The sequence below is a fragment of the Sphingomonas mali NBRC 15500 genome, assembly GCF_001598415.1.
GTDB lineage: Bacteria > Pseudomonadota > Alphaproteobacteria > Sphingomonadales > Sphingomonadaceae > Sphingomonas > Sphingomonas mali.
The window spans coordinates 107225-127447 of record NZ_BCYX01000010.1 but is presented as its reverse complement, the minus strand read 5'-3'; the positions used below and the strand labels follow the sequence as shown (position 1 = coordinate 127447).

The 20223-nt window shown below is 66.1% G+C and carries 20 protein-coding genes; 12 read left to right on the top strand and 8 right to left on the bottom strand.

Features of this window, described 5'->3' with window-relative positions; genetic code table 11:
- A partial coding sequence (locus SMA01S_RS10070; RefSeq protein ID WP_066821007.1) for a fumarylacetoacetate hydrolase family protein occupies nucleotides 1-975 on the bottom strand: 975 nt, incomplete at its 3' end.
- 146 nt (nucleotides 976-1121) lie between these two features.
- Between SMA01S_RS10070 and SMA01S_RS10065 the strand changes: the two genes are divergently transcribed.
- The 6 genes from SMA01S_RS10065 (at nucleotide 1122) to SMA01S_RS10040 (ending at nucleotide 8165) form a co-directional block, all read left to right on the top strand.
- The gene (locus SMA01S_RS10065) at nucleotides 1122-2276 is read left to right on the top strand and encodes an acyl-CoA dehydrogenase family protein (RefSeq protein ID WP_066821005.1); all 1155 of its coding nucleotides are present in this window, start codon (nucleotides 1122-1124) and stop codon (nucleotides 2274-2276) included.
- A 227-nt stretch (nucleotides 2277-2503) separates the two neighbouring features.
- The gene (locus SMA01S_RS10060) at nucleotides 2504-4156 is read left to right on the top strand and encodes an AMP-binding protein (protein ID WP_066821002.1); all 1653 of its coding nucleotides are present in this window, start codon (nucleotides 2504-2506) and stop codon (nucleotides 4154-4156) included.
- Nucleotides 4153-5307, top strand: coding sequence for a thiolase family protein (locus SMA01S_RS10055; protein WP_066820999.1), 1155 nt, complete (start codon nucleotides 4153-4155; stop codon nucleotides 5305-5307). Before SMA01S_RS10060 ends, SMA01S_RS10055 begins: the two co-directional genes overlap by 4 nt.
- Nucleotides 5304-5702 carry a Zn-ribbon domain-containing OB-fold protein gene (locus tag SMA01S_RS10050; RefSeq protein WP_218016865.1) on the top strand — a complete coding sequence of 133 codons (399 nt, stop codon included), beginning with the start codon at nucleotides 5304-5306 and terminating at the stop codon, nucleotides 5700-5702. The genes SMA01S_RS10055 and SMA01S_RS10050 overlap by 4 nt, the downstream gene beginning before the upstream one ends.
- Nucleotides 5703-5823: 121 nt before the next feature.
- Nucleotides 5824-7161, top strand: coding sequence for an MFS transporter (locus SMA01S_RS10045; protein ID WP_066820996.1), 1338 nt, complete (start codon nucleotides 5824-5826; stop codon nucleotides 7159-7161).
- A complete protein-coding gene (locus SMA01S_RS10040; protein ID WP_066820993.1) occupies nucleotides 7158-8165 on the top strand; it encodes an aldo/keto reductase in 1008 nt (335 codons plus the stop codon). Before SMA01S_RS10045 ends, SMA01S_RS10040 begins: the two co-directional genes overlap by 4 nt.
- A 235-nt stretch (nucleotides 8166-8400) precedes the next feature.
- Here SMA01S_RS10040 and SMA01S_RS10035 read toward each other — a convergent pair whose 3' ends face one another.
- A complete protein-coding gene (locus tag SMA01S_RS10035; RefSeq protein ID WP_066812333.1) occupies nucleotides 8401-8685 on the bottom strand; it encodes a chorismate mutase in 285 nt (94 codons plus the stop codon).
- A 102-nt stretch (nucleotides 8686-8787) separates the two neighbouring features.
- Here SMA01S_RS10035 and SMA01S_RS10030 point away from each other — a divergent pair, with 102 nt between their 5' ends.
- Nucleotides 8788-9804 carry a polyprenyl synthetase family protein gene (locus tag SMA01S_RS10030; RefSeq protein ID WP_066820990.1) on the top strand — a complete coding sequence of 339 codons (1017 nt, stop codon included), beginning with the start codon at nucleotides 8788-8790 and terminating at the stop codon, nucleotides 9802-9804.
- Nucleotides 9805-9840: 36 nt separating this feature from the next.
- On the opposite strand, the gene SMA01S_RS10025 is transcribed toward SMA01S_RS10030, so the two are convergent.
- The gene (locus SMA01S_RS10025) at nucleotides 9841-10056 is read right to left on the bottom strand and encodes a hypothetical protein (RefSeq protein WP_066820986.1); all 216 of its coding nucleotides are present in this window, start codon (nucleotides 10054-10056) and stop codon (nucleotides 9841-9843) included.
- On the bottom strand, nucleotides 10053-10268 hold the full coding sequence (locus SMA01S_RS10020) for a hypothetical protein (protein ID WP_066820983.1): 216 nt from the start codon (nucleotides 10266-10268) through the stop codon (nucleotides 10053-10055). Before SMA01S_RS10020 ends, SMA01S_RS10025 begins: the two co-directional genes overlap by 4 nt.
- A 268-nt stretch (nucleotides 10269-10536) precedes the next feature.
- Between SMA01S_RS10020 and SMA01S_RS10015 the strand changes: the two genes are divergently transcribed.
- Nucleotides 10537-10809: a hypothetical protein gene (locus tag SMA01S_RS10015; RefSeq protein ID WP_245649227.1), complete on the top strand. Its 273-nt coding sequence runs from the start codon at nucleotides 10537-10539 to the stop codon at nucleotides 10807-10809.
- Between the two features lie 17 nt (nucleotides 10810-10826).
- Here the strand turns inward: SMA01S_RS10015 and SMA01S_RS10010 are convergent, their stop codons facing one another.
- On the bottom strand, nucleotides 10827-11810 hold the full coding sequence (locus tag SMA01S_RS10010) for a cation diffusion facilitator family transporter (protein ID WP_066820980.1): 984 nt from the start codon (nucleotides 11808-11810) through the stop codon (nucleotides 10827-10829).
- Nucleotides 11811-11901: 91 nt separating this feature from the next.
- Here SMA01S_RS10010 and hrpB point away from each other — a divergent pair, with 91 nt between their 5' ends.
- From hrpB to SMA01S_RS09995, 3 genes are read left to right on the top strand one after another with little or no spacing between them, the layout of a single operon-like run.
- Complete coding sequence (gene hrpB / locus SMA01S_RS10005) at nucleotides 11902-14454, top strand: ATP-dependent helicase HrpB (RefSeq protein ID WP_066820977.1); 2553 nt, start codon at nucleotides 11902-11904, stop codon at nucleotides 14452-14454.
- A 12-nt stretch (nucleotides 14455-14466) separates the two neighbouring features.
- A complete protein-coding gene (locus SMA01S_RS10000; RefSeq protein WP_066820974.1) occupies nucleotides 14467-14748 on the top strand; it encodes an NADH dehydrogenase ubiquinone Fe-S protein 4 in 282 nt (93 codons plus the stop codon).
- A complete protein-coding gene (locus SMA01S_RS09995; RefSeq protein WP_174543107.1) occupies nucleotides 14745-15146 on the top strand; it encodes a nuclear transport factor 2 family protein in 402 nt (133 codons plus the stop codon). The genes SMA01S_RS10000 and SMA01S_RS09995 overlap by 4 nt, the downstream gene beginning before the upstream one ends.
- Before the next feature lie 18 nt (nucleotides 15147-15164).
- On the opposite strand, the gene xth is transcribed toward SMA01S_RS09995, so the two are convergent.
- Genes xth through SMA01S_RS09980 form a run of 3 tightly spaced genes read right to left on the bottom strand, consistent with a single transcriptional unit; the run spans nucleotide 15165 to nucleotide 17726 of the window.
- Complete coding sequence (gene xth, locus SMA01S_RS09990; RefSeq protein ID WP_066820971.1) at nucleotides 15165-15941, bottom strand: exodeoxyribonuclease III; 777 nt, start codon at nucleotides 15939-15941, stop codon at nucleotides 15165-15167.
- Nucleotides 15941-16444, bottom strand: coding sequence for a DUF421 domain-containing protein (locus SMA01S_RS09985; protein WP_066820968.1), 504 nt, complete (start codon nucleotides 16442-16444; stop codon nucleotides 15941-15943). The genes xth and SMA01S_RS09985 overlap by 1 nt, the downstream gene beginning before the upstream one ends.
- 28 nt (nucleotides 16445-16472) lie before the next feature.
- Nucleotides 16473-17726 carry an NRAMP family divalent metal transporter gene (locus SMA01S_RS09980; RefSeq protein WP_066820966.1) on the bottom strand — a complete coding sequence of 418 codons (1254 nt, stop codon included), beginning with the start codon at nucleotides 17724-17726 and terminating at the stop codon, nucleotides 16473-16475.
- A 157-nt stretch (nucleotides 17727-17883) separates the two neighbouring features.
- On the opposite strand from SMA01S_RS09980, the gene ptsP reads away from it, so the two are divergent.
- Nucleotides 17884-20160, top strand: a complete 2277-nt coding sequence (ptsP, locus tag SMA01S_RS09975) for a phosphoenolpyruvate--protein phosphotransferase (protein ID WP_066820963.1) — start codon at nucleotides 17884-17886, stop codon at nucleotides 20158-20160.
- Nucleotides 20161-20223: the final 63 nt, after the last annotated feature.

Genomic DNA, 20223 nt, shown 5'->3' with positions numbered 1-20223 from the left:
GAAGATCGGATGATGGCGGTCGTCCTCCGCCCAGATGCGCACGGTATCGCCCTTCTTGAGGAACGGGGTTTTGGCCGCGCCGGTGCGAATCGTTTCGACGGTGCGAACCTCGGCGAGGCACGAATAGCCGACGCCGCCCTCGGCGATCGGCTTGCCCGGGCCGCCATCGGCGTCTCGGTTGGAAACGGTGCCCGAGCCGATGATCGTGCCCGCACCCAGCCGGCGCGTCTTCGCCGCATGCGCGACGAGCGTGCCGAAGTCGAAGGTCATGTCCTCACCGGCCTCCGCGCGACCGAACGGCTCGCCGTTCAGATCGACCATCAGCTTGCGGTGGAGCTTGCCGTCCTGCCACCAGTCGCCGAGCGAATCGGGTGTCACGAATACCGGCGAGAAGGCGCTCGCGGGTTTCGACTGGAAGAAGCCGAATCCCTTGGCGAGCTCGCCCGGGATGAGATTGCGCAAGCTGACGTCGTTGGTCAGCCCGACCAGCACGATCGCGTCGAGCGCCTGTTCGCGCGTCGCACCCAGCGGCACGTCGCCGGTCACCACCACGACTTCGGCTTCGAGGTCGCAGCCCCAGCTTTCATCGGCGAGCGGGATCGCGTCGCGCGGGCCGAGAAAGCCGTCCGAGCCGCCCTGGTACATCAGGGGGTCGTGCCAGAACGTCTCCGGCATCTCGGCGTTTCGTGCCTGTCGAACCAATGCGACATGGTTCACATAGGCCGAGCCGTCGGCCCATTGGTACGCGCGCGGCAGCGGCGACGCGGCATCGTGCTCGTGGAACCGCTCGCGCGGGATCACTTCGTGATCGAGGTCGGTCTGCAGATTCCGGAGATCGAGCGAGAGCCGATCCCAGTTGTCGAGCGCGGCCTGGAGCGTCGGGGCGATATGTCCGGCATCGGCATACCAGGCGAGATCGGTCGAGACGACGACGAGCTTGCCGTCGCGGCCATGCTTGAGGCTGGCGAGTTTCATGCGCTCTCCTGAAAACTTGATACCCGCCTTAGCCCCATTTCGGGGCTGCGCGAAAGCCGCGATGAGGGCCGACGGGTTGACGGTCGCGTAAACTGCCCGCACCTTGCCAGAAAGGTTTCAATTGAAGACCCAAGGAGAGGACCATCATGACCCCGGACAGCGTTCCCGGCCGCTTCGCCTATAACGAGGATCATGAAGCGTTCCGCCAGACGGTGCGGTCGTTCCTGCAAAAGGAAGGCGTGCCGCATGTCGGCGAATGGGAGCAGAACCGCCTGGTCCCCAAGGAATTCTGGCGCAAGGCCGGCGAGATCGGGATGCTGTGCCCGACCGTGCCCGAGGCCTATGGCGGGCTGGGGCTCGACTTCGGCTATAACGCGATCGTCGACGAGGAGATGTCGTATATCGGCGTCCCCGCCGGCTTCTCGCTGCAATCCGACATCGTGTGCGGCTATCTCGAAGCCTATGGCTCCGAGGAACAGAAGAAGCAGTGGCTGCCGCGCCTCGTCAGCGGCGAGACGATCACCGCGATCGCGATGACCGAGCCGGGTACCGGCAGCGATCTCCAGGCGATCCGCACCTCGGCCAAGAAGGACGGCAATCATTATGTCGTCAACGGCAGCAAGACCTATATCACCAACGGCCAGAATGCCGATTTGGTGCTGGTCGTCGCCAAGACCGATCCCGACGCCAAGCCGGCGTACAAGGGGATGTCGATCATCCTGGTCGAGGCCGATCGCGAAGGCTTCAAGCGCGGGCGCAAGCTCGACAAGATCGGCCAGGACGCCGCCGACACGTCTGAATTGTTCTTCGAGGACGTCCGCGTGCCGATGACCAATTGCCTGGGCGAGGAAGGCAAGGGCTTCATCTATCTGATGAGCCAGCTGCCGCAGGAGCGCCTGTCGATCGCGATCGGCACCCAGGCATCGGCGCAGAAAGCGTTCGACGAGACGGTCGAGTTCACCAAGACGCGCAAGGCGTTCGCCGGAATGGTGTTCGATTTCCAGAATACGCGCTTCGTGCTCGCCGACCTCAAGACCAAACTCCAGGTCGGCTGGGCGCATCTCGACTGGGCGATCCAGCGCCATCTCAAGGGCGAGCTTACCCCAACCGAAGGCGCCGCGGCCAAGCTCTGGCACACCGAGCTGCAATGGGAGGTCATGGACCAGTGCCTCCAGCTGCATGGCGGCGCGGGCTATATGAACGAATATCCGATCGCCCGGATGTGGCGCGCGGCGCGGGTCAGCCGGATCTATGGCGGGACGAACGAGATCATGAAGGAGCTGATCGGACGGTCGCTATAAGGCGACCGTCCGCGCTTCCCACCCCCGCGACATCTGTCCCGGGGCCATAGCGCCGTCTCGAGTGTCTCAAATCCTCTGTCGGGAGGCACGGCGATTATTTCGCTCGCCCTCTTGACGCTCCATACCCGATCTTCCAATCGCATTCCAAGAAGCCGTAGCGTCAGCAAAGAATCGCGCGGTAACTGGGAGAGTCGGATGCCAGCCTTCCGTACCCGAGGTTCCGAGCAGTGAGTGCCTGGGGCTATGCCAATGTCTGGGAAGCGGTCGCCGCGGCGATCCCCGACGAGCCGGCGATCGTCCAGGGCGACCGCGTGGTCAGCTTCGCCGAATTCGATGCCGCCGCCGATGCGCTCGCCGCGCACTTCCTTGCCGCCGGGCTGACGCATCAGTCGAAAGTCGCGGTCTACACGACCAATTGTCCCGAATATCTCATCGCCTATTTCGCCGCGTTCAAGGCCGGGCTGGCGCCGTTCAACGTCAATTACCGCTACGGGCCGGAGGAGGTCCGCTATCTGCTCGACAATGGCGACGCCGAGGCGGTGGTGTTCGAGGCGGGGTTCGCGCCCTTGCTCGACCGCGTGCGCGGACAGATGCCGGGCGTGAAGAGCTGGATCGCGGTCGCGCGCGCTGGCGAGGAGGTGCCCGACTGGGCGCAGGATTTCGCCACGCTCGCCGCCGCCGTCCCCGACCAGCGCCCGGTCGTAGCATCCTGGGGCCGACATGACGAGGATCTGCTGCTGATCTTCACCGGCGGCACAACCGGCATGCCCAAAGCGGTGATGTGGCAACAGGGCGACCTGTTTGCCAAGGGCGGCTATGGCGCCAATCCCTTGCTCGGTATCCCGCCGCTGGAGAAGCCCGCGGATGCCGGCCCGCGCGCGTTCGCCACGCCGATCAAGCCGCGCTCGCTGATCGCGCCGCCGCTGATGCACGCGACCGGGCTGATCGCCGCGTTCGGCGCGCTCGGCTTTGGCGGCACCGTGGTCCTGCTGCCCCACGGCAAGTTCGATCCGGAGGCGATGTGGGAGGCGGTCGAACGTTGGCGCGCGACGCGGATCACGATCGTCGGCCAGCCCTTCGCCCAACCGTTGCTCGAAGCGCTCGATGCCAATCCAGGTCGATGGGACCTTTCACCGGTGTTCGTGATCGGCTCGTCCGGCGCGATGTGGAATCGCGAGAACAAGCTCGGGCTGATCCGCCACATGCCGCAGGTCCAGCTGATGGATTCCTATTCGTCCTCCGAGGCATTCGGCATGGGGATCTCGACCACCAATGCCAGCGGCGAGATCGCCACCGCGAGCTTCGCGCTCGGCCCCGATTGCGCGATCTTCACCGAGGACGGGCGGCGAGTCGAGCCTGGCTCGGGCGAAAGCGGCCGGCTCGCGGTCGGCGGGGCTATCCCGCTCGGTTATTACAAGGACCCCGCCAAGACCGCCTCGACCTTCCCGACCTATGAAGGCAAGCGCTGGTCGATGCCGGGCGACTGGGCGACGGTCGATGCCGACGGCACTGTCCGCATTCTCGGCCGCGGCTCGCAATGCATCAATACCGGCGGCGAAAAGGTGTTTCCCGAGGAAGTCGAGGAAGCGTTGAAGCGCCATCCGGCCGTGCGCGATGCGGCAGTGACCGGCGTGCCCGATGCCCGGTTCGGCGAGCGCATCGTCGCTCTGGTCGAGCCCCATCCCGAGGCGAGTGCAGACGAGGGCGAGTTGCGCGACCATGTGAAAGGCCAGCTGGCGACCTACAAGGCGCCGCGCCACGTGCTGGTGGTGGACAGTGTCGCGCGCGCGCCCAACGGCAAGCTCGATTACAAGGCGGTGAAGGATCGCGCGCTGGCGGCCTTCGGCGAGGCGAGCAGCGACATAGAGGGGGCGGCGTGAGTATCAGGAACAAGGCCTATATTTCGGGCGCGTATGAACATCCCACCCGGCTCGCGCCCGACAAGTCGACACCGCAGCTCCATGCAGAATGCGCCGCCGGGGCGCTCGCCGATGCCGGACTGAGCCTGAAGGATGTCGACGGCTATTTCTGCGCGGGCGACGCACCTGGATTCGGCGGCATGTCGATGGTCGATTATCTCGGGCTCAACGTCCGCCACGTCGATTCGACCGAGACCGGCGGCTCGTCCTACATCCTCCATGTCGGTCACGCCACGCAGGCGATCGCCGCGGGCAAATGCTCGGTCGCGCTGATCACGCTTGCCGGGCGCCCGAGATCGGAGCCGTTCGGACGACAATTGGGCAATGCGCCCGAAGCGCCGTTCGAGGGCTGGGTCGGGCAATCGACGCACAATAGCTACGGCATGTGCGCGGCGCGGCACATGCACGAATTCGGCACCACGTCGGAACAACTTGCCTGGATCAAGGTCGCCGCCAGCACCCACGCGCAATATAATCCGCACGCCATGCTGCGCGACGTCGTCACGGTCGATGGTGTGATCAATTCGCCGATGATCTCCGACCCGCTCCACCGGCTCGATTGCTGCGTGGTGTCGGACGGCGGCGGCGCGTTGCTGGTGGTGTCGCCCGACGTGGCGAAGTCTCTGAAGCGCCCGCTCGTCGCGGTGCGCGGCGCGGGCGAACATGTGAAGGGGCCGCGCGGCGGGATGAATCTCGACCTCACGACCTCGGCGGCGGCAGTATCGGGTCCGGCCGCTTTCGCCGAAGCCGGCGTGGCGCCGGGCGACATCCAATACGCCTCGATCTATGACAGCTTCACCATCACCGTGCTGATCCAGCTTGAGGACCTCGGGTTCTGCAAGAAGGGTGACGGCGGTCGCTTCGTCGCCGACGGCAACCTCATCTCGGGAACCGGAAAATTGCCGTTCAACACCGATGGCGGCGGCTTGTGCAACAATCACCCGACCAATCGCGGTGGCATCACCAAGGTGATCGAGGCGGTCCGCCAATTGCGCGGCGAGGCGCATCCGGCGGTACAAGTGCCCGATTGCGGTCTCGCCGTCGCCACCGGCATTGGCGGCGCGCTCGGCGCGCGGCATGGTGCGGCCACCCTGATCCTGGAGCGGCAATGATGAGCGAGCCCCGCAAGATCCCCGCCCCCCAGCCCAATGTCGAGAACCAGCGCTTCTTCGACGCCGCGGCCGAGGGCAAGTTGCTGATCGGCCAGTGCGACACCTGCGGCCAGCCACATTATTATCCGCGCGCTTTGTGCCCCTTCTGTCTGGCGGAAAGCCGCTGGGTGGAGAGCGCGGGGAAAGGCGCGATCTACTCGCTGTCGACGATGCGCCGGGGTGCCGGGGCGCCGTACACGCTGGCATGGGTGACGCTCGACGAGGGGCCGGCGGTGCTGACCAACCTCGCGACCGACGATCACGATGCGTTGAAGATCGGGCAGCGAGTGCGGTTGCAGTTCATCCCGACCGAAGGCGGCCCACTGGTCCCGATGTTCGCACCCGACATGGGATAGTAACCGTGCCCCCTCTCCTCCGTCATCCCGGCCTTGTGCCGGGATCCACCGTGCCGCGGGCTGGGTCCTCCCCAATTGGGTTTCGCACCCGCCTCCCGGTGGATGCCGGCACAAGGCCGGCATGACGGAAGTCACGGAAGACTCCCGCCCCCTCGCCGAACGCGAGGCCGACTACGCCGCGTTCGTCGAGGCGAATCTGCGGCGCAATTATACCGCGCATTTCATCCACGGCATGCTCGGCATGACCGGCTTCCGGCTGATCTACGCGCCGACGTTCATCCCGACCTATATCCACCGCCTGACCGGCTCTGACGCTTTGGTCGGGCTCGGTACGTCGCTGCTCCAGCTGGGCGCGATCATCTCGCCGATCTTCGCCGCGTCTCGGTTCGAGACCAAGCAGCGCATCCTGCCCTATTCGATCCGCGCCGGCACAATGATGCGCGTGATGATCCTGGGCCTCGCGCTCGCCGGCTGGTTCCTGCACGGCGAGGCACTGTTGCTCGTCACGCTCGGCCTGTTCTTCCTGCTGGGGGCGTTCAACGGCACGCAGCGCGTCGCTTTCCAGATGCTGATGGCGAAAGTGATCCCGATCCATCGCCGCGGACGGTTGCAGGCCTATCGCAACATCACCGGTGGGCTGATCGCGGCGGCGTTGTCCTATGTCGCCGGACGCTGGCTGATCCAGAACGATGTGCTCGGCAATGGCTATGCCACCACCTTCTTCCTCGCCTTCGTGCTGACCAGCCTGGGGCTGACCGTGCTCCAGCTCCGCATGGTCGAGCCGATCCCGCCGGTAGTGCGCTCGCCGATGCGCTTCGTCGACCGCGTGAAGACGTTTCCGACCTTGCTCGAAGATCGTGGCTATCGCTGGTTCATCCTTGCTGAGGCTTGCTGCGTCTGCGCGCGGATCGGCGCGCCATTCTACATCCTCTATGCCGGTAGCCAGCTCGGGCTGTCGGGGATCGTCATCGGCGAATTGTCGCTCGCCTATCTCGGCGCCGATACCGTCTCCAACCTCGCCTGGGGGCATCTCGGCGACCGCACCGGCTATCGCTCGACCTTCACCCTCGCCGCTGCCTTATGGGCGGGCGGGATCGCCTTGCTGCTGACCGTCCACCATCCCTGGGCGGTGTTCGCCGCTTTCTGCTGCCTCGGCGCGGGCAATTGCGGCTATCAGATGAGCCAACAGACGATGGTGCTCGAATTCGGCGAGCGTGCCGATGTCGCGATGCGCCTCGCTTTGTCGACCACGATTGAAGGCACGATCTCGGCGATCGGGCCGCTGCTTGGCGGGCTGATGGCGTGGAAGCTCGGCTATCCGCCGGTGCTGTGGTTGTCGTTCGGGTTCCTGTGCCTCGCGATCCTGCTGCTCATTTTTCGCGTGAGAGAGCCTCGCCAGCGCCAGGTCGCGGCGATAGTGACCGACGACCTTCTCCTCCCCGAAAGCGAATCGGCATGACGCTCCCGACCCGACAGATCGGCCCCTTCACCGTCTCGGCGATCGGGCTCGGCTGCATGAATCTCAGCCACGCTTATGGCACGCGGCCCAGCGACGAAGAGGGTGCGGCGTTGCTCAATCGCGCGCTCGATCTCGGCGTCACCTTCCTGGACACCGCGGCGCTTTACGGCATGGGCGCCAACGAACGGCTGGTCGGCAGCGCGGTGATGCACCGCCGCGCCGAGTTCACCCTCGCCTCGAAATGCGTGCTCGACGCGGTCGACGGCAAGCGCGTGCTCGACGGCCGGCCCGAATCGATCCGCCGCACGCTCGAGGGCGCACTCGAACGGCTGGGGACCGACCATATCGATCTCTATTATCTCCACCGTCTCGACCGCGACGTGCCGATCGAAGAGTCGGTCGGCGAACTCAAGCGCGCGGTCGAGGCGGGCAAGATCGGCGCGATCGGCCTGTCGGAAATGGGTGCCGCGACGATCCGCCGCGCGCACGCCGTGCATCCGATTGCCGCGGTGCAGAGCGAATATTCGGCGATGGTCCGCAACCCGGACGTCGCGGTGCTCGATACCTGTCGTGAGCTCGGCATCGGTTTCGTCGCCTTTTCGCCGGTGGCGCGTGGGATGCTGGCGCGCGGTGTCCGCGACGACGCCTATGTTCCCGGCGACATCCGCCTCCACATGCCACGCTTTCTCGGCGACAATCTGCGGCACAATCTGAGCGTGGTCGCGAGGTTCGATGCGCTGGCGGCCGATGCCGGAATGACCTCGGCACAACTTGCGCTCGGCTGGGTGCTGGCGCGCGGACCGCATATCGTCGCTATCCCCGGCACGCGTAGTCTCGCCCATCTCGAGGAAAATGTGAGTGCCGCGACGGTCAACGTTCCCGACGATCTGGTGAAGGCTGTCGACGCTGTGTTCGACGGCACGATCCGCGGCCCGCGCTACCTCGCGCCGATGCAGGCGCAGATCGATACCGAGATTCTGCCCGGCGAGGAACTGGCGGCCTAACCTAACCGATCAGCAGCACGACACCCAGGATGATCCCGGCCAGCGCAAAGCTGACCAGATGCATCGTCAGACCATAATTGCATTGGCTCTCCGACGCGTGGAAGCCATGCATCGTATCCTCTCCACCGGCGCGCCTTTGCTCTGCTTCCGGCATGGGGTCGCGCTTGGGCGTACTTTTAATCCTTTTCGCGCGTTTTGGCCAGTTTGACTGCGATCAGCGAAGTCTAGGAAAACGCTAAGCTTCGTCGCGCAACCGTTCGTGGTGGCGGATGACTTCGTCGATGATGAAGCGCAGGAACTTCTCCGAGAATTCGGGGTCCAGGCGCGCTTCCTCGGCCAGCTGTCGCAGCCGGGCGATCTGGCGTTCCTCGCGGCTCGGATCGGCCGGCGGCAGCCCGGCCTGCGCCTTGTAGCGGCCGACCGCCTGGGTCACCTTGAACCGTTCGGCGAGCATGTGGATCAGCGCGGCATCGATATTGTCGATGCTGCTGCGATAGGCGTCCAGCACGTCGTCGCTCATCTGGCGGCTCCCTCGATTCGTGGCGGCCTTCTGCGCATGCATGTCGGGATGCGCAACCCGTGCTTGCCTTCCGCGCCCCTCTCGGCCAGAGGCTCCGCTGAGATGAGCGCCACGATCTATCGCCTCGATCCGACCCGGCCGCAGCCCAGCCTCGAGCCGATGATGCAGCTGGTCGCGTCGGACATGAACCTGGTCAATGCGGTGATCCTGGACCGCATGCAGTCGGACATTCCGCTGATTCCCGAGCTTGCCGGCCACCTGATCGCCGGTGGCGGCAAGCGCATGCGCCCGATGCTGACACTCGCGAGCGCACGGCTGCTCGGCTATACCGGGATGCGCCACCATCGCCTGGCGGCGGCGGTCGAGTTCATCCACACCGCGACCCTGCTCCACGACGATGTCGTCGACGGCAGCGACTTGCGCCGCGGCAAGCGCACGGCGAACCTGATCTGGGGCAATCCCGCGTCGATCCTGGTCGGCGACTTCCTGTTCAGCCGCTCGTTCGAACTGATGGTCGAGGACGGCAGCCTCAAGGTGCTCAAGATCCTGAGCAACGCCAGTGCGGTGATCGCCGAGGGGGAGGTCGATCAATTGACCGCGGCGCGCCGCGTCGATCTGGGCGAGGAACGCTATCTCGACATTATCGGCGCCAAGACCGCTGCCTTGTTCGCCGCCGCGTGCCGCATCGCCGCGGTGGTCGCCGAACGTCCCGAGAGCGAGGAGCAGGCGCTCGACGCGTTCGGCCGCAACCTCGGCGTCGCCTTCCAGTTGGTCGACGATGCGATCGATTACGTGTCGGACGCCGGGACGATGGGTAAGGATACCGGCGACGATTTCCGCGAAGGCAAGGTCACCTTGCCGGTGATCCTGGCCTATGCGCGCGGTAACGAAGAGGACCGCAAGTTTTGGAAGGACGCGATCCTGGGTCACCGTGCCTCGGATGAGGATTTCGCGCATGCGGTCGATCTGGTCCGCACGACGCGCGCGATCGACGACACGCTGGCGCGCGCGCGCCATTACGGCCAGCGAGCGATCGATGCGATCGCCGGTTTCTCTTCGGGCCAAGCGCGCGATGCGATGACCGAAGCGGTCGAATTCGCGGTGGCGAGAGCATATTAGAAGGGACGACGTCCGCCTGAAGGCGGCCGCACCTCGTCAGCCAGCGTCAGGATCGTTCGCGACTTTGGCCGCCTTGCACAAAGCGAGCAAGGCGCGGCGGATCGATGGCCCCGCCAAATGCGCCTGGACCGACGGATATCGCTCGGCAGTCAGGACGCGCCGAATGTCTTCGAGCGTGCGACAACTGCCCGATCGCGCCAGTTCAAAGGCGCGCTCGACCGTCGACAACTGCTCCCCGGATCGATCGCTCACGCGTCGGCGCGGCCGCGATCGGGAGATTCGCTCGGATCAAGGTCATTGGCCGGGGCGAGGTTGAAGTTGCGGTGCGGGAAGGTCCCGGCAGCGAGCAATTTGCCATAAGCCTGTGCGAGCCCGGCATGCGCCAGGCGCGACGACGAACAGCCGGCTTTGCGCGCCATCATCAGCGAGATCTGCTCGCGTTGCAGAAGGTAATTGGTATCCAAAAGGGCACGCCTCGTCAGCAGGCGAAAGCGCAAGCGCTCACGGTCACAAGATGCCTGCGAAATCGATCTGGTGATGACTTCTTATAGCACACTTTGCGGGCCGCCTCGCATCAATTCGCCCATCTATGCCGCAACAGGCGCCGTCGGGGCGAAATACATGGCTTTTCGGCGGGCATCCGCCTAAGGCATGTCCATCGCGCTTCCCGCCCCCAGCATGGGCGCGACTGAGAGAGGTTCGTGCTCCCGCTAATCCAAGGAGAGCAAGCCGATGATGCCGACCATTCCCGCGACCAATGGCCATGACAGCTGGAGCAATCCCGGCCCCGGCCGCGCGATCAACGTCTCGCTCGATCGCGCCGCCGTCGAAGCTCTATGCGTGAAGCATCAGACCAAGATCAGCGCGATCGAATCGCTGCCCAAGGGCGGGACGCGTGTCGTGATGATGAACGGCGACGATGCCGAGGCGATGCGCCGCGTGTTCGGCAACAAGATCCTGACCGGGACGGTGACGCGCGAGCATTGGGCACGCGTCGTGCGGTAATATCGGCGGCCTTCGGATCAGCAATCGGTCCCGCAATCGGCGCCGCGCTCGACCTGAATCGTCGTGTGCGCGATCCCGAACCGCTTTTGCAGCATCGCCGCGGCATTGCCCAGGAACGCCGGCCCGGTTTCCTCCGTCATCACCAGATGCGCGGTCAGCACCGTCTCCGTGGTCGACATCGGCCAGATATGCAGATCGTGGGTCGCGCTGACGCCGGGCATCGCCGCCAGCGCCGCCTTGACCTCGTCATAGTCGATCCCGCGGGGCACCGCGTTCAGCGACATCTCGATCGTCTCGCGCAGCAGGCCCCAGGTTTGCCAGAAGATAATCCCCGACACGATGATCGATACTACCGGGTCGATCCATTCGACGCCGGTGAACCAGATCACGACGCCTGCCAGCATCACCCCGGCCGAGACGGTCGCGTCGGCCGCCATGTGCAGATACGCGCCGCGCAGATTGATGTCCGATTTCTGCCCGCGCGCGAACAGCCAGGCTGACGCGGCGTTGACCAGGATCCCGGCCGCGGCGACCACCACGACCACCGCACCCTTGACCGGCGCGGGATCGCCGATCCGCGTCACCGCTTCGAATACGATCGCGCCCATTGCCATCATCAGCAGCAATGCGTTGATCAGTGCAGCCAGGATGGTCGAGGCCTTGAGCCCATAAGTGAAGCGCTTGGACGGACCGCGCCGCGCAAGCGTCGCGCCGCCCCAGGCGACACACAGGCCGAACACGTCGGACAGATTGTGCCCGGCATCCGCCATCAGCGCGACCGAATGGGCAATGAAGCCCAGGCCGAATTCGACGACGACGAACAGGATGTTGAGCGTAATGCCGATCGCGAAGGCGCGATCGAAGGTCAGCGGGCCGTGATTGTGGCCACCATGGCCGTGCCCGTGACCATGTTTATGGCCATGGCTGTGTTTGTGGCCATGGCCGTGCGCGTGATCATGATCGTGCGCAGAATCGTGGCTATGGTCATGCGGGCCGTGCATCGTGGCACCTGCCTAGCACCGCAATTGGGGGAGATACTAGGACACTAGGCTGTCATCGCGCGAAAGTTTCTGCCACGTGTCGCGACCGCCGATGCAACCGCCCAGCCTTCCTGTCGAAACCGTCCTTTCCGACCTGCTCGCGGCGCTGGATGTCGGGCCCAACGCCGTGCTGGTCGCGCCGCCGGGTGCGGGCAAGACGACCGCGGTCGCGCCGGCCCTGCTCGATCGCGCCTGGTGCGGGGGCGAGGTGCTGTTGCTCAGCCCGCGGCGGATCGCGGCGCGCGCGGCGGCCGAGCGGATGGCGATGCTGGCGGGCGAGCCGGTCGGCAAGACGTTCGGCTATGCGACGCGGATGGACAGCAAGCGCTCTGCCGCGACGCGCGTGACGGTGGTGACCGAAGGCATCTTCGTCGCGCGGATCCAGGCCGATCCCGAACTCGCCGGAATCTCGGCGGTGCTGTTCGACGAGGTCCATGAACGCAATCTCGACAGCGATTTCGGCCTGGCCCTGGCGCTCGACGCGCAAGGATCGTTGCGCCCTGACCTCCGCCTTGTCGCCATGTCGGCGACGCTCGACGGCGCGCGCTTCGCCAAGCTGCTCGGCGACGCGCCGGTGATCGAGAGCGAAGGTCGCAGTCACCCACTCGACCTGCGCTATCTCGGCCGGCGCGGTGAGGCTCGGATCGAGGATGAGGTCACTGCCGCGATCCGGCTGGCGCTGCGCGAAGAACAAGGCGGCGTGCTCGCCTTCCTTCCCGGCGTGGCGGAGATCGAGCGCGCCGCCGAGCGGCTCGGCGACCTGCCCGGCGTGCGTCTCCATCGCCTTCACGGCACGATCGCGCCGGCCGACCAGCGCGCCGCGATCGCCGCCGAGCCCGACGATATGCGCAAGCTCGTGCTGGCGACCAGCATCGCCGAGACCAGCCTGACGCTCGACGGCATCCGCGTGGTGGTCGATTCGGGGCTCGCCCGCCGCCCGCGCTACGATCGTGCCGCGGGGATGACGCGGCTGGTCACCGAACGCGCCAGCCAGGCCGCCGCGACCCAGCGCGCCGGCCGCGCGGCACGACAAGGACCGGGCGTCGCCTATCGGTTGTGGGAAGAAGCCGCGACGGCCGGGCTACCCCGCTTCGACCCGCCCGAAATCCTCGAAGCCGATCTCTCCGGCCTCGTGCTCGATTGCGCGATCTGGGGAGTCGCCAATCCGCGCACGCTGGCCTGGCTCGACCCGCCGCCCGAAGCCGCGGTGGCGGAGGGACGCACGCGGCTGGCGACGCTCGAGGCGCTCGACGCCGACGGCCGCCCGACCGCGCATGGCCGTGCGATCGCGAAACTGCCGATGCCGCCGCGGCTCGCGCATATGCTGGTGCGGGCGGGCGAGATGGGTTTAACGAGGGAAGCGGCTGAGGTGGCGGTCCTGCTGGGTGAGCGCGGGCTGGGCGGGCCGGGGACCGATCTCGAAACCAGAGCCCGCCGCTTCCGCACCGAACGTGGTCGTCGAGCGGAAAGCGCGCGGCGACTGGCCGAGCGATGGGCCACATCCGTTCCCCTCCCTTCTAGGGAGGGGCTAGGGGTGGGTCGAAGTATTCCGACTCACAATCCTCAAGTTTCCGGTTCGCGTCTCGCCCGGACGCCACCCACCCCCAGCCCCTCCCTAGAAGGGAGGGGAGTTGCAGTGGCCATCGCCCTCGCCTTCCCAGACCGCGTCTCTCGCCGCCGCGATGCCTCGGGCGAGCGCTGGGCCTCGGTCGGCGGACGCGGGTTCAAGCTCGACGCGACCGACCCGCTCGCCACCGCGCAATGGCTCGCCGTCGCGGAGACGCAGGGTGTCGCCGCGGGCGCACGCATCCTGTCGGCGGCGGCGATCGACCAGGCGACGGTCGAAACCTTGTTCGCCGACAAGATCGAAACGCGCCGCACCTTCGCCTTCGATCCCACGACCGGCGGCGTCGAGGCGGTGCGCGAACGCCGCCTGGGCGCGATCGCTTTGTCGCGCGGACCCGATAGCAACGCCGATCCGGTCGCGATCGCTGCCGCTTTGGTCGACGGCGTCCGCGACCATGGCCTGCACCTGCTGCCCTGGGGCGAGGCGTCGGCCGCGCTTCGCGAGCGAGCGGCGTTCGCCGCCGCTCATGGCTGGGACGGCGCGCTCGACGACGAAATGCTCGCCGCGCGCCTCGACGATTGGCTCGCCCCGTTGCTCGACGGCAAGCGTCGCCTGTCGCAGCTGACTGACGCCGACCTTGTCGAGGCGCTGCGCAATCTCGTCGGCTGGGACGCGATGCGCGCGCTCGACCGCATCGCCCCCGCACGGCTCGAGACGCCGGCGGGATCAAGCCACGCGATCGACTATGCCGCTGAGGCCGGTCCGACTGTCGAGCTCCGCCCTCAGGCGCTGTTCGGACTGGCCACGCACCCGATTGTCGCCGATGGCGTTCCCCTCGTGCTCAGTCTGACCTCGCCGGCAGGCCGCCCGATCCAGACGACGCGCGATCTGCCGGGTTTCTGGGCGGGAAGTTGGTCCGCGGTCGCCAGGGAAATGCGCGGGCGCTATCCCAAACATCCCTGGCCCGACGATCCGGCCGCCGCAAACCCGACGCTGCGGACCAAAAAAGCCGATGCAAGGTTCGGAAAGTCAGGATAAGGGGATCAGATTATGCCAACCGCTCGTATCTATCAGCGTCCCAAGAATGCGATGCAGTCGGGCCGTTACCGGACCGATCGCTGGATTCTCGAATTCGAACCCGCCGAGGCCAAGCGCCCCGATCCGCTCACCGGCTGGGCCGGATCGGGCGACACGCGCGAACAGGTCCGGCTGACCTTCGCCACCGCAGAGGCGGCGCAGGCCTATGCCGAAAAGGTCGGGCTCGCCTTCCACGTCGTGCCGGCGCCCGCGCGCACGCTCAAGCTGCAGAGCTACGCCGACAACTTCCGATGAGCCTTCCCATTGCTACGCCCAAGGGCGTGGTGCGGCGCTGGATCGCGGCGTTCAATGCCGCCGATCCCGATGCGCTCGCCGCGCTCTATCATGACGATGCCACCAACCATCAGGTCGCGATCGGCCCGGTCCAGGGCCGATCGGCGATCCGCGAGCGCTTCGCGGAAGAATTCGCCGCCGCGTCGATGGAATGCCTGCCGGTCAATCTGTTCGAGGATGGCGAATGGGCGATCCTCGAATGGAAGGATCCGCAGGATCGGCTCGGCTGCGGCTTTTTCCACGTGATCGACGGACGGATCGCGCTCCAGCGCGGTTATTGGGACAGCGCGACGTTCGCCGCGTCCAAGCGCCGTGCGCCGGTGAAGAAGGCCGCCGCCAAGGCCAAGCCGAAAGTCTGACCCGGCGGCGTTAGCCGTTCATGGGTTGGCGAGCTCGATCCAGACGGGGGCATGATCGCTCGTCTTCTCCCAACCCCGCACCCGCTTCTCGACCCGCGCCTCGACCAGCCGCGGCGCCAGATCGGGACTGAGCAGGATGTGATCGATCCGCAGGCCGGCGTCGCGTTCGAAGGCGCCGCGGAAATATTTCCAGAAGGTATAGACGCGCTCGCCGGGGTGGCGCGATCGAAGCGCGTCGGTCCAGCCCTGTTCCAGCAAGTCGGCATAGGCTTGCCTGACCTCGGGCGCGAACAGCGCGTCGTCGAGCCATCGTTCGGGTTTGTAGACGTCGAGCTCGGTCGGCATGACGTTGAAGTCGCCGGCGATGACCACCGGCACGCCTGCGTCACGCAGCGACTGGGCATGCCGGGTGAGCCGCTCGAACCAGCGGAGCTTGAACTCGAATTTGGGTCCGGGCCGCGGGTTGCCGTTGGGCAGATAGAGGCACGCGATGATGATGCCGTTGATCGCGGCTTCGAGATAGCGGCTCTGGTCGTCCGCGCGGTCGCCGGGCAATCCGCGGCGGGTTTCGTGGATCGCGCCCACTCGGCTGAGGATCGCGACGCCGTTCCAGCTCTTCTGGCCGTGCCAGATCGCGGAATATCCCAGGTCGTTCAGCGCTTTTTCCGGGAAGCGCTCGTCCGGCGCCTTCAATTCCTGGAGGCAAACCACGTCGGGAAGATCCTCGGACAGCCAGCGCAAGAGCACGGGCAAGCGCCCATTCACGCCATTCACATTGTAGGTGGCGATCCGCATCAGGCTTCCTGCGCCTTCGACTTCGGCACGACGCTGATCTTGCCGCCCCGTTCGAAGGTCGCGAGTGCGACATCGTCGACCCGCGTCGCCTGCTCCATCCGCAGCGCCTCGATCAAATCATCGTCGCTGAGATGGTTGGATCGCAGCGCCGCGCGATCGACCTTGCCGTCGCGGACCAATTCGACCGGACGTCCCTTGATGAACCGCGCCAGCAGGTTCGAATGCACCGTCGCCATGGCCAGCAAGCGATGCAGCGCGACGAGCAGGAGCGTCGCGGCCAAAGTCGGCACGAACGGCGCCTTGCCGGTCATCGCCCGGCTGATATTCGACCCCACCACGATCGCCACGAAAATGTCGAGCGGCGTGAGGTTCGAGAAGGTCCGGCGCCCGGCAATGCGAATACAGAGTATGCCGTAGGGCAACAGCAACAATGCACGGACGCAGAACTGCCAGGTCGTGGCGGTGCCGTCGTCGGGTCCGATCAGAGCGGTCAGCCAATCCATCACCTCCTCCGTTTCTCTCCCACGCTCGCTAACTGGCCGGCAGAACGGCCATGCCGATGACCGCAGCCGCCATCACGGCGGTTGTTGTCCAGCCGAATATCTTCAACGTTGTCGACGCCGTGAAGTCGCCCATGGTCGATCGTTTCGAGACCACCAGCATCGTTCCGATCAGGATCGGCACGGCGACGACGCCGTTGATCACCGCGCTCCAGAACAATGCCTTGATCGGGCTGATCGGCGACCAGTCGATGGCGACGCCGAGCGCCATCGCAACGCCGATCACGGCATAGAACAGCTTGGCCTGGTGCGGCTCGAGCTCGAGACCCGTTTCCGAGCCGGCGGTCTCACCGATCGCATAAGCGGCCGATCCGGCGAGCACCGGCACCGCGAGCATGCCCGTGCCGATGATGCCGAGACTGAACAGCGCAAAGGCGAATTGACCGGCAATCGGCTCCAGCGCTTTCGCCGCGTCGGCGGCGGTCTGGATGTCGGTCTTGCCCGAAGCGTGGAGCGTAGCGGCGGTACCCAATATGATGGCGATGGCGACGAGGTTCGAAATCGCCATGCCGACGAAGGTATCGTAGCGCATCCGGACGACGGCGTCGGGGGCTTGGCCAGGAGATCTCTTGAGCGGCTTGCGCTCGTCGACGACGTCGATTTCCTCGACTTCCTGCGACGCCTGCCAGAAGAACAGATAGGGGCTGATCGTGGTGCCGAAGATCGCGACGATGACAGTCACTGCCGCGACGCCCGGGATCGTCGGGACGACCATCCCGCGCAGCGCCGCGGCCCAATCGACCTTCACGATGAAGATAAGCGCCACATAGGCGAGCAGGACCATCGTCAGCCATTTCAGGAAGGACGAATATTTTCGGTAGGGAATGAAGAGCTGGAGCAGCAGCGAGACGACCGCGAAGCCGATCGTGAAGAAATGGCCGCCGCCCCCGACAACCAATTGAGCAGCGTCTCCCATCGCCGCAAGGTCGGCGCCGATATTGATCGTATTGGCGACGAACAGGAGTCCGACCAGGATCATGACAACCCATCGCGGCATGACCCGGCGCAGATTCCCCGCGAGCCCGCGCCCCGTCACCCGGCCGACGCGCGCGCTGATCAATTGCACCGCGCTCATCAGCGGGTAGGTCAGCACCATCGTCCACAGCAGCACGGGGCCGAAGGCCGCGCCGGCCTGAGAATAAGTGGCGATACCGCTCGGATCGTCGTCGGCCGCTCCGGTGACCAAACCGGGACCCAGCTTTTTGAGGAAGCTCTTCGAGGCCATGCAATCTCCTGACGTATATCAGCAGCACAGCAGTTGACGGCGCATCCGGTTCCGCCGCGACGATCGATCACTGCCGAGTGGGGCGCATGGAGGGTTACTTCAATTCTTCGAATGTCTGGTCATGGCGCCGTCCCCGGCAACCTGCTAGCGCTTCAGCATGCCGCTAACCGCCGCTGCTTCCGCGCGAGAAATCCTGGTCCGCCTGCACGACGTGATGGCGGCGCGATCGTCCGCGCAGGCGAAGCTGGATGCGGTCGCGCGGATTATCGGCGAGGCGCTGGATAGCGAAGTCTGCTCGATCTATCTGCTGCGCGAAGGGCTGCTCGAACTCTATTCCACGCGCGGGCTCGACCAGGCCGCGGTCCACGTCACCAAGCTGGCGCTGGGCGAGGGCCTGGTCGGCACGATCGCCAAGAATGTCGAGACGCTGAACCTGGACGAGGCGGCGTCGCATCCCGACTTCGCCTATCGCCCCGAAACCGGCGAGGACGAGTTCCACAGTTTCGCCGGTGTGCCGATCATCCGGCGCGAACAGGCGGTGGGCGTGCTCGCGGTGCAGCATGCCGAGCCGCGCAAGTACGACGATGTCGAGATCGAGGCGCTGCAGACCGTCGCGATGGTGCTGAGCGAGCTGATCGCCAATGCCGGATTGATCGACCAGCGCGGCGACGCCGCGACGCGGCCGCAATCGACCGCGGCGACGCGGCTGGAGGGGCTGAAGCTGGTCGAGGGGATGGCGATCGGCCACGCCGTCTATCACCAGCCGCGCATCACGATCGAGCATACTGTCGCCGAGGATATCGAGGCCGAGCGGCACCGCGTCTATGCCGCGTTCGACAAGATGCGCGAGCAGATCGACCGCATGGCGCAACAGGCCGAATTCGGCGTCGACGGCGAGCATGAAGAGGTTCTCGCGACCTACAAGATGTTCGCGTACGACGAAGGCTGGTCGCGGCGGATCAACGAGGCGATCGATTCCGGCCTGACCGCCGAAGCGGCGATCGAGCGCGTCCAGCAGCGCACGCGGATGCGGATGCGCCAGATCGGCGATCCCTTGCTCCAGGACCGGATGCACGATCTCGAGGATCTGGCCAACCGCCTGCTCCGCATCGTGTCGGGACAGATGGGCACGGCGGCGCAATTGGGCCTGAGGCAGGACACGATCCTGATCGCGCGCAATCTGGGGCCGGCCGAATTGCTCGAATATGACCGGCGCCGGCTGAAGGGCGTCGTGCTCGAGGAAGGATCGCTGACCGCGCACGTGACGATCGTCGCGCGCGCGATGGGCGTGCCGGTGCTGGGCCGCGTGCGCGGCGTCCGCCAGACGATCGCCGACGGCGACCTGTTGCTGCTCGACGTGACTGAGGCCGGCACGGTGCTGGTCCGCCCGTCCGCGGCGATGGAAGAGGCGTTCGACGCCAAATTGCTGGTCCGCCAGAAACGCCGCGCGGCGTTCGCGGCGCTGAAGTCGGAGGCACCGGTCACGCTCGACGGCGAGCGGCTGACGGTAATGGTCAATGCCGGCCTGCGCGACGATGTCGCCGCATTGGACGTCACCGGCGCCGACGGGATCGGGCTGTTCCGCACCGAATTCCAGTTCCTGGTCTCGGCGACCCTGCCGCGGCGCGAACGCCAATTGCGGCTGTACAAGGATGTGCTGGAAGCGGCGGGCGACAAGCCGGTGGTATTCCGCACGGTCGATATCGGCGGCGACAAGGCGCTCCCCTATCTCAACCATCATGACGAGGATGAGGAAAACCCGGCAATGGGCTGGCGCGCGCTCAGGCTCGCGCTCGAACGCGGCGGGTTGATGAAGGCGCAGGCGCGCGCGCTGATCGAGGCCGCCGGGGGCCGGACGCTCAACGTCATGTTCCCGATGGTCAGCGAAGCGTGGGAGCTCGACGAGGCCAAGGCGCTGTTCGAGGCGCAGCGCGAATGGCTGGGCAAGCGCGGCAAGAGGCTGCCGACCGAGATCCGCTATGGCGCGATGCTCGAAGTGCCGGCATTGGCCGAGCAGCTCGACTTGCTGCTGCCCAACATCCAGTTCCTGTCGGTCGGCACCAACGACCTGACCCAGTTCCTGTTCGCAGCCGACCGCGCCAATCCCAAGCTGGCCGAGCGCTATGACTGGCTGTCGCCGTCGATCCTGCGGTTCCTGAAGCGCGTGGTGGCGCCGTGCGACCAGGCCGGCGTCGCGCTGACGGTATGCGGCGAGATGGGCGGCCGCCCGCTGGAGGCGATGGCGCTGATCGCGCTGGGAATCGACCGGCTGTCGATCACCCCGGCGGCGGTTGGACCGATCAAAGCGATGGTGCGGAGCCTCGATCGCGGCAAGGCGATGCGCTTCATGGACGGGCTGTTGGCCAAGCCGCCGCGCGACATTCGCGGGGCGCTGACCGATTGGGCAGCCAAAAACCATGTCGAGCTGGCCTGAGCCGGGGCGAAAACGGGCCAACGAGCCGTTGACAGTCTTACCCGCTTTGGCCGACAGCCGTCA

Coding starts and splice junctions, on each gene's coding strand:
- SMA01S_RS10065 (WP_066821005.1), top strand. CDS start 1,122: ATGACCCCGGACAGCGTTCCCGGCCGCTTCGCCTATAACGAGGATCAT.
- SMA01S_RS10050 (WP_218016865.1), top strand. CDS start 5,304: ATGATGAGCGAGCCCCGCAAGATCCCCGCCCCCCAGCCCAATGTCGAG.
- SMA01S_RS10045 (WP_066820996.1), top strand. CDS start 5,824: ATGACGGAAGTCACGGAAGACTCCCGCCCCCTCGCCGAACGCGAGGCC.
- SMA01S_RS10040 (WP_066820993.1), top strand. CDS start 7,158: ATGACGCTCCCGACCCGACAGATCGGCCCCTTCACCGTCTCGGCGATC.
- SMA01S_RS10035 (WP_066812333.1), bottom strand. CDS start 8,685: ATGAGCGACGACGTGCTGGACGCCTATCGCAGCAGCATCGACAATATC.
- SMA01S_RS10030 (WP_066820990.1), top strand. CDS start 8,788: ATGAGCGCCACGATCTATCGCCTCGATCCGACCCGGCCGCAGCCCAGC.
- SMA01S_RS10015 (WP_245649227.1), top strand. CDS start 10,537: ATGATGCCGACCATTCCCGCGACCAATGGCCATGACAGCTGGAGCAAT.
- SMA01S_RS10010 (WP_066820980.1), bottom strand. CDS start 11,810: ATGCACGGCCCGCATGACCATAGCCACGATTCTGCGCACGATCATGAT.
- hrpB (WP_066820977.1), top strand. CDS start 11,902: ATGCAACCGCCCAGCCTTCCTGTCGAAACCGTCCTTTCCGACCTGCTC.
- SMA01S_RS10000 (WP_066820974.1), top strand. CDS start 14,467: ATGCCAACCGCTCGTATCTATCAGCGTCCCAAGAATGCGATGCAGTCG.
- SMA01S_RS09995 (WP_174543107.1), top strand. CDS start 14,745: ATGAGCCTTCCCATTGCTACGCCCAAGGGCGTGGTGCGGCGCTGGATC.
- xth (WP_066820971.1), bottom strand. CDS start 15,941: ATGCGGATCGCCACCTACAATGTGAATGGCGTGAATGGGCGCTTGCCC.
- SMA01S_RS09985 (WP_066820968.1), bottom strand. CDS start 16,444: ATGGATTGGCTGACCGCTCTGATCGGACCCGACGACGGCACCGCCACG.
- SMA01S_RS09980 (WP_066820966.1), bottom strand. CDS start 17,726: ATGGCCTCGAAGAGCTTCCTCAAAAAGCTGGGTCCCGGTTTGGTCACC.
- ptsP (WP_066820963.1), top strand. CDS start 17,884: ATGCCGCTAACCGCCGCTGCTTCCGCGCGAGAAATCCTGGTCCGCCTG.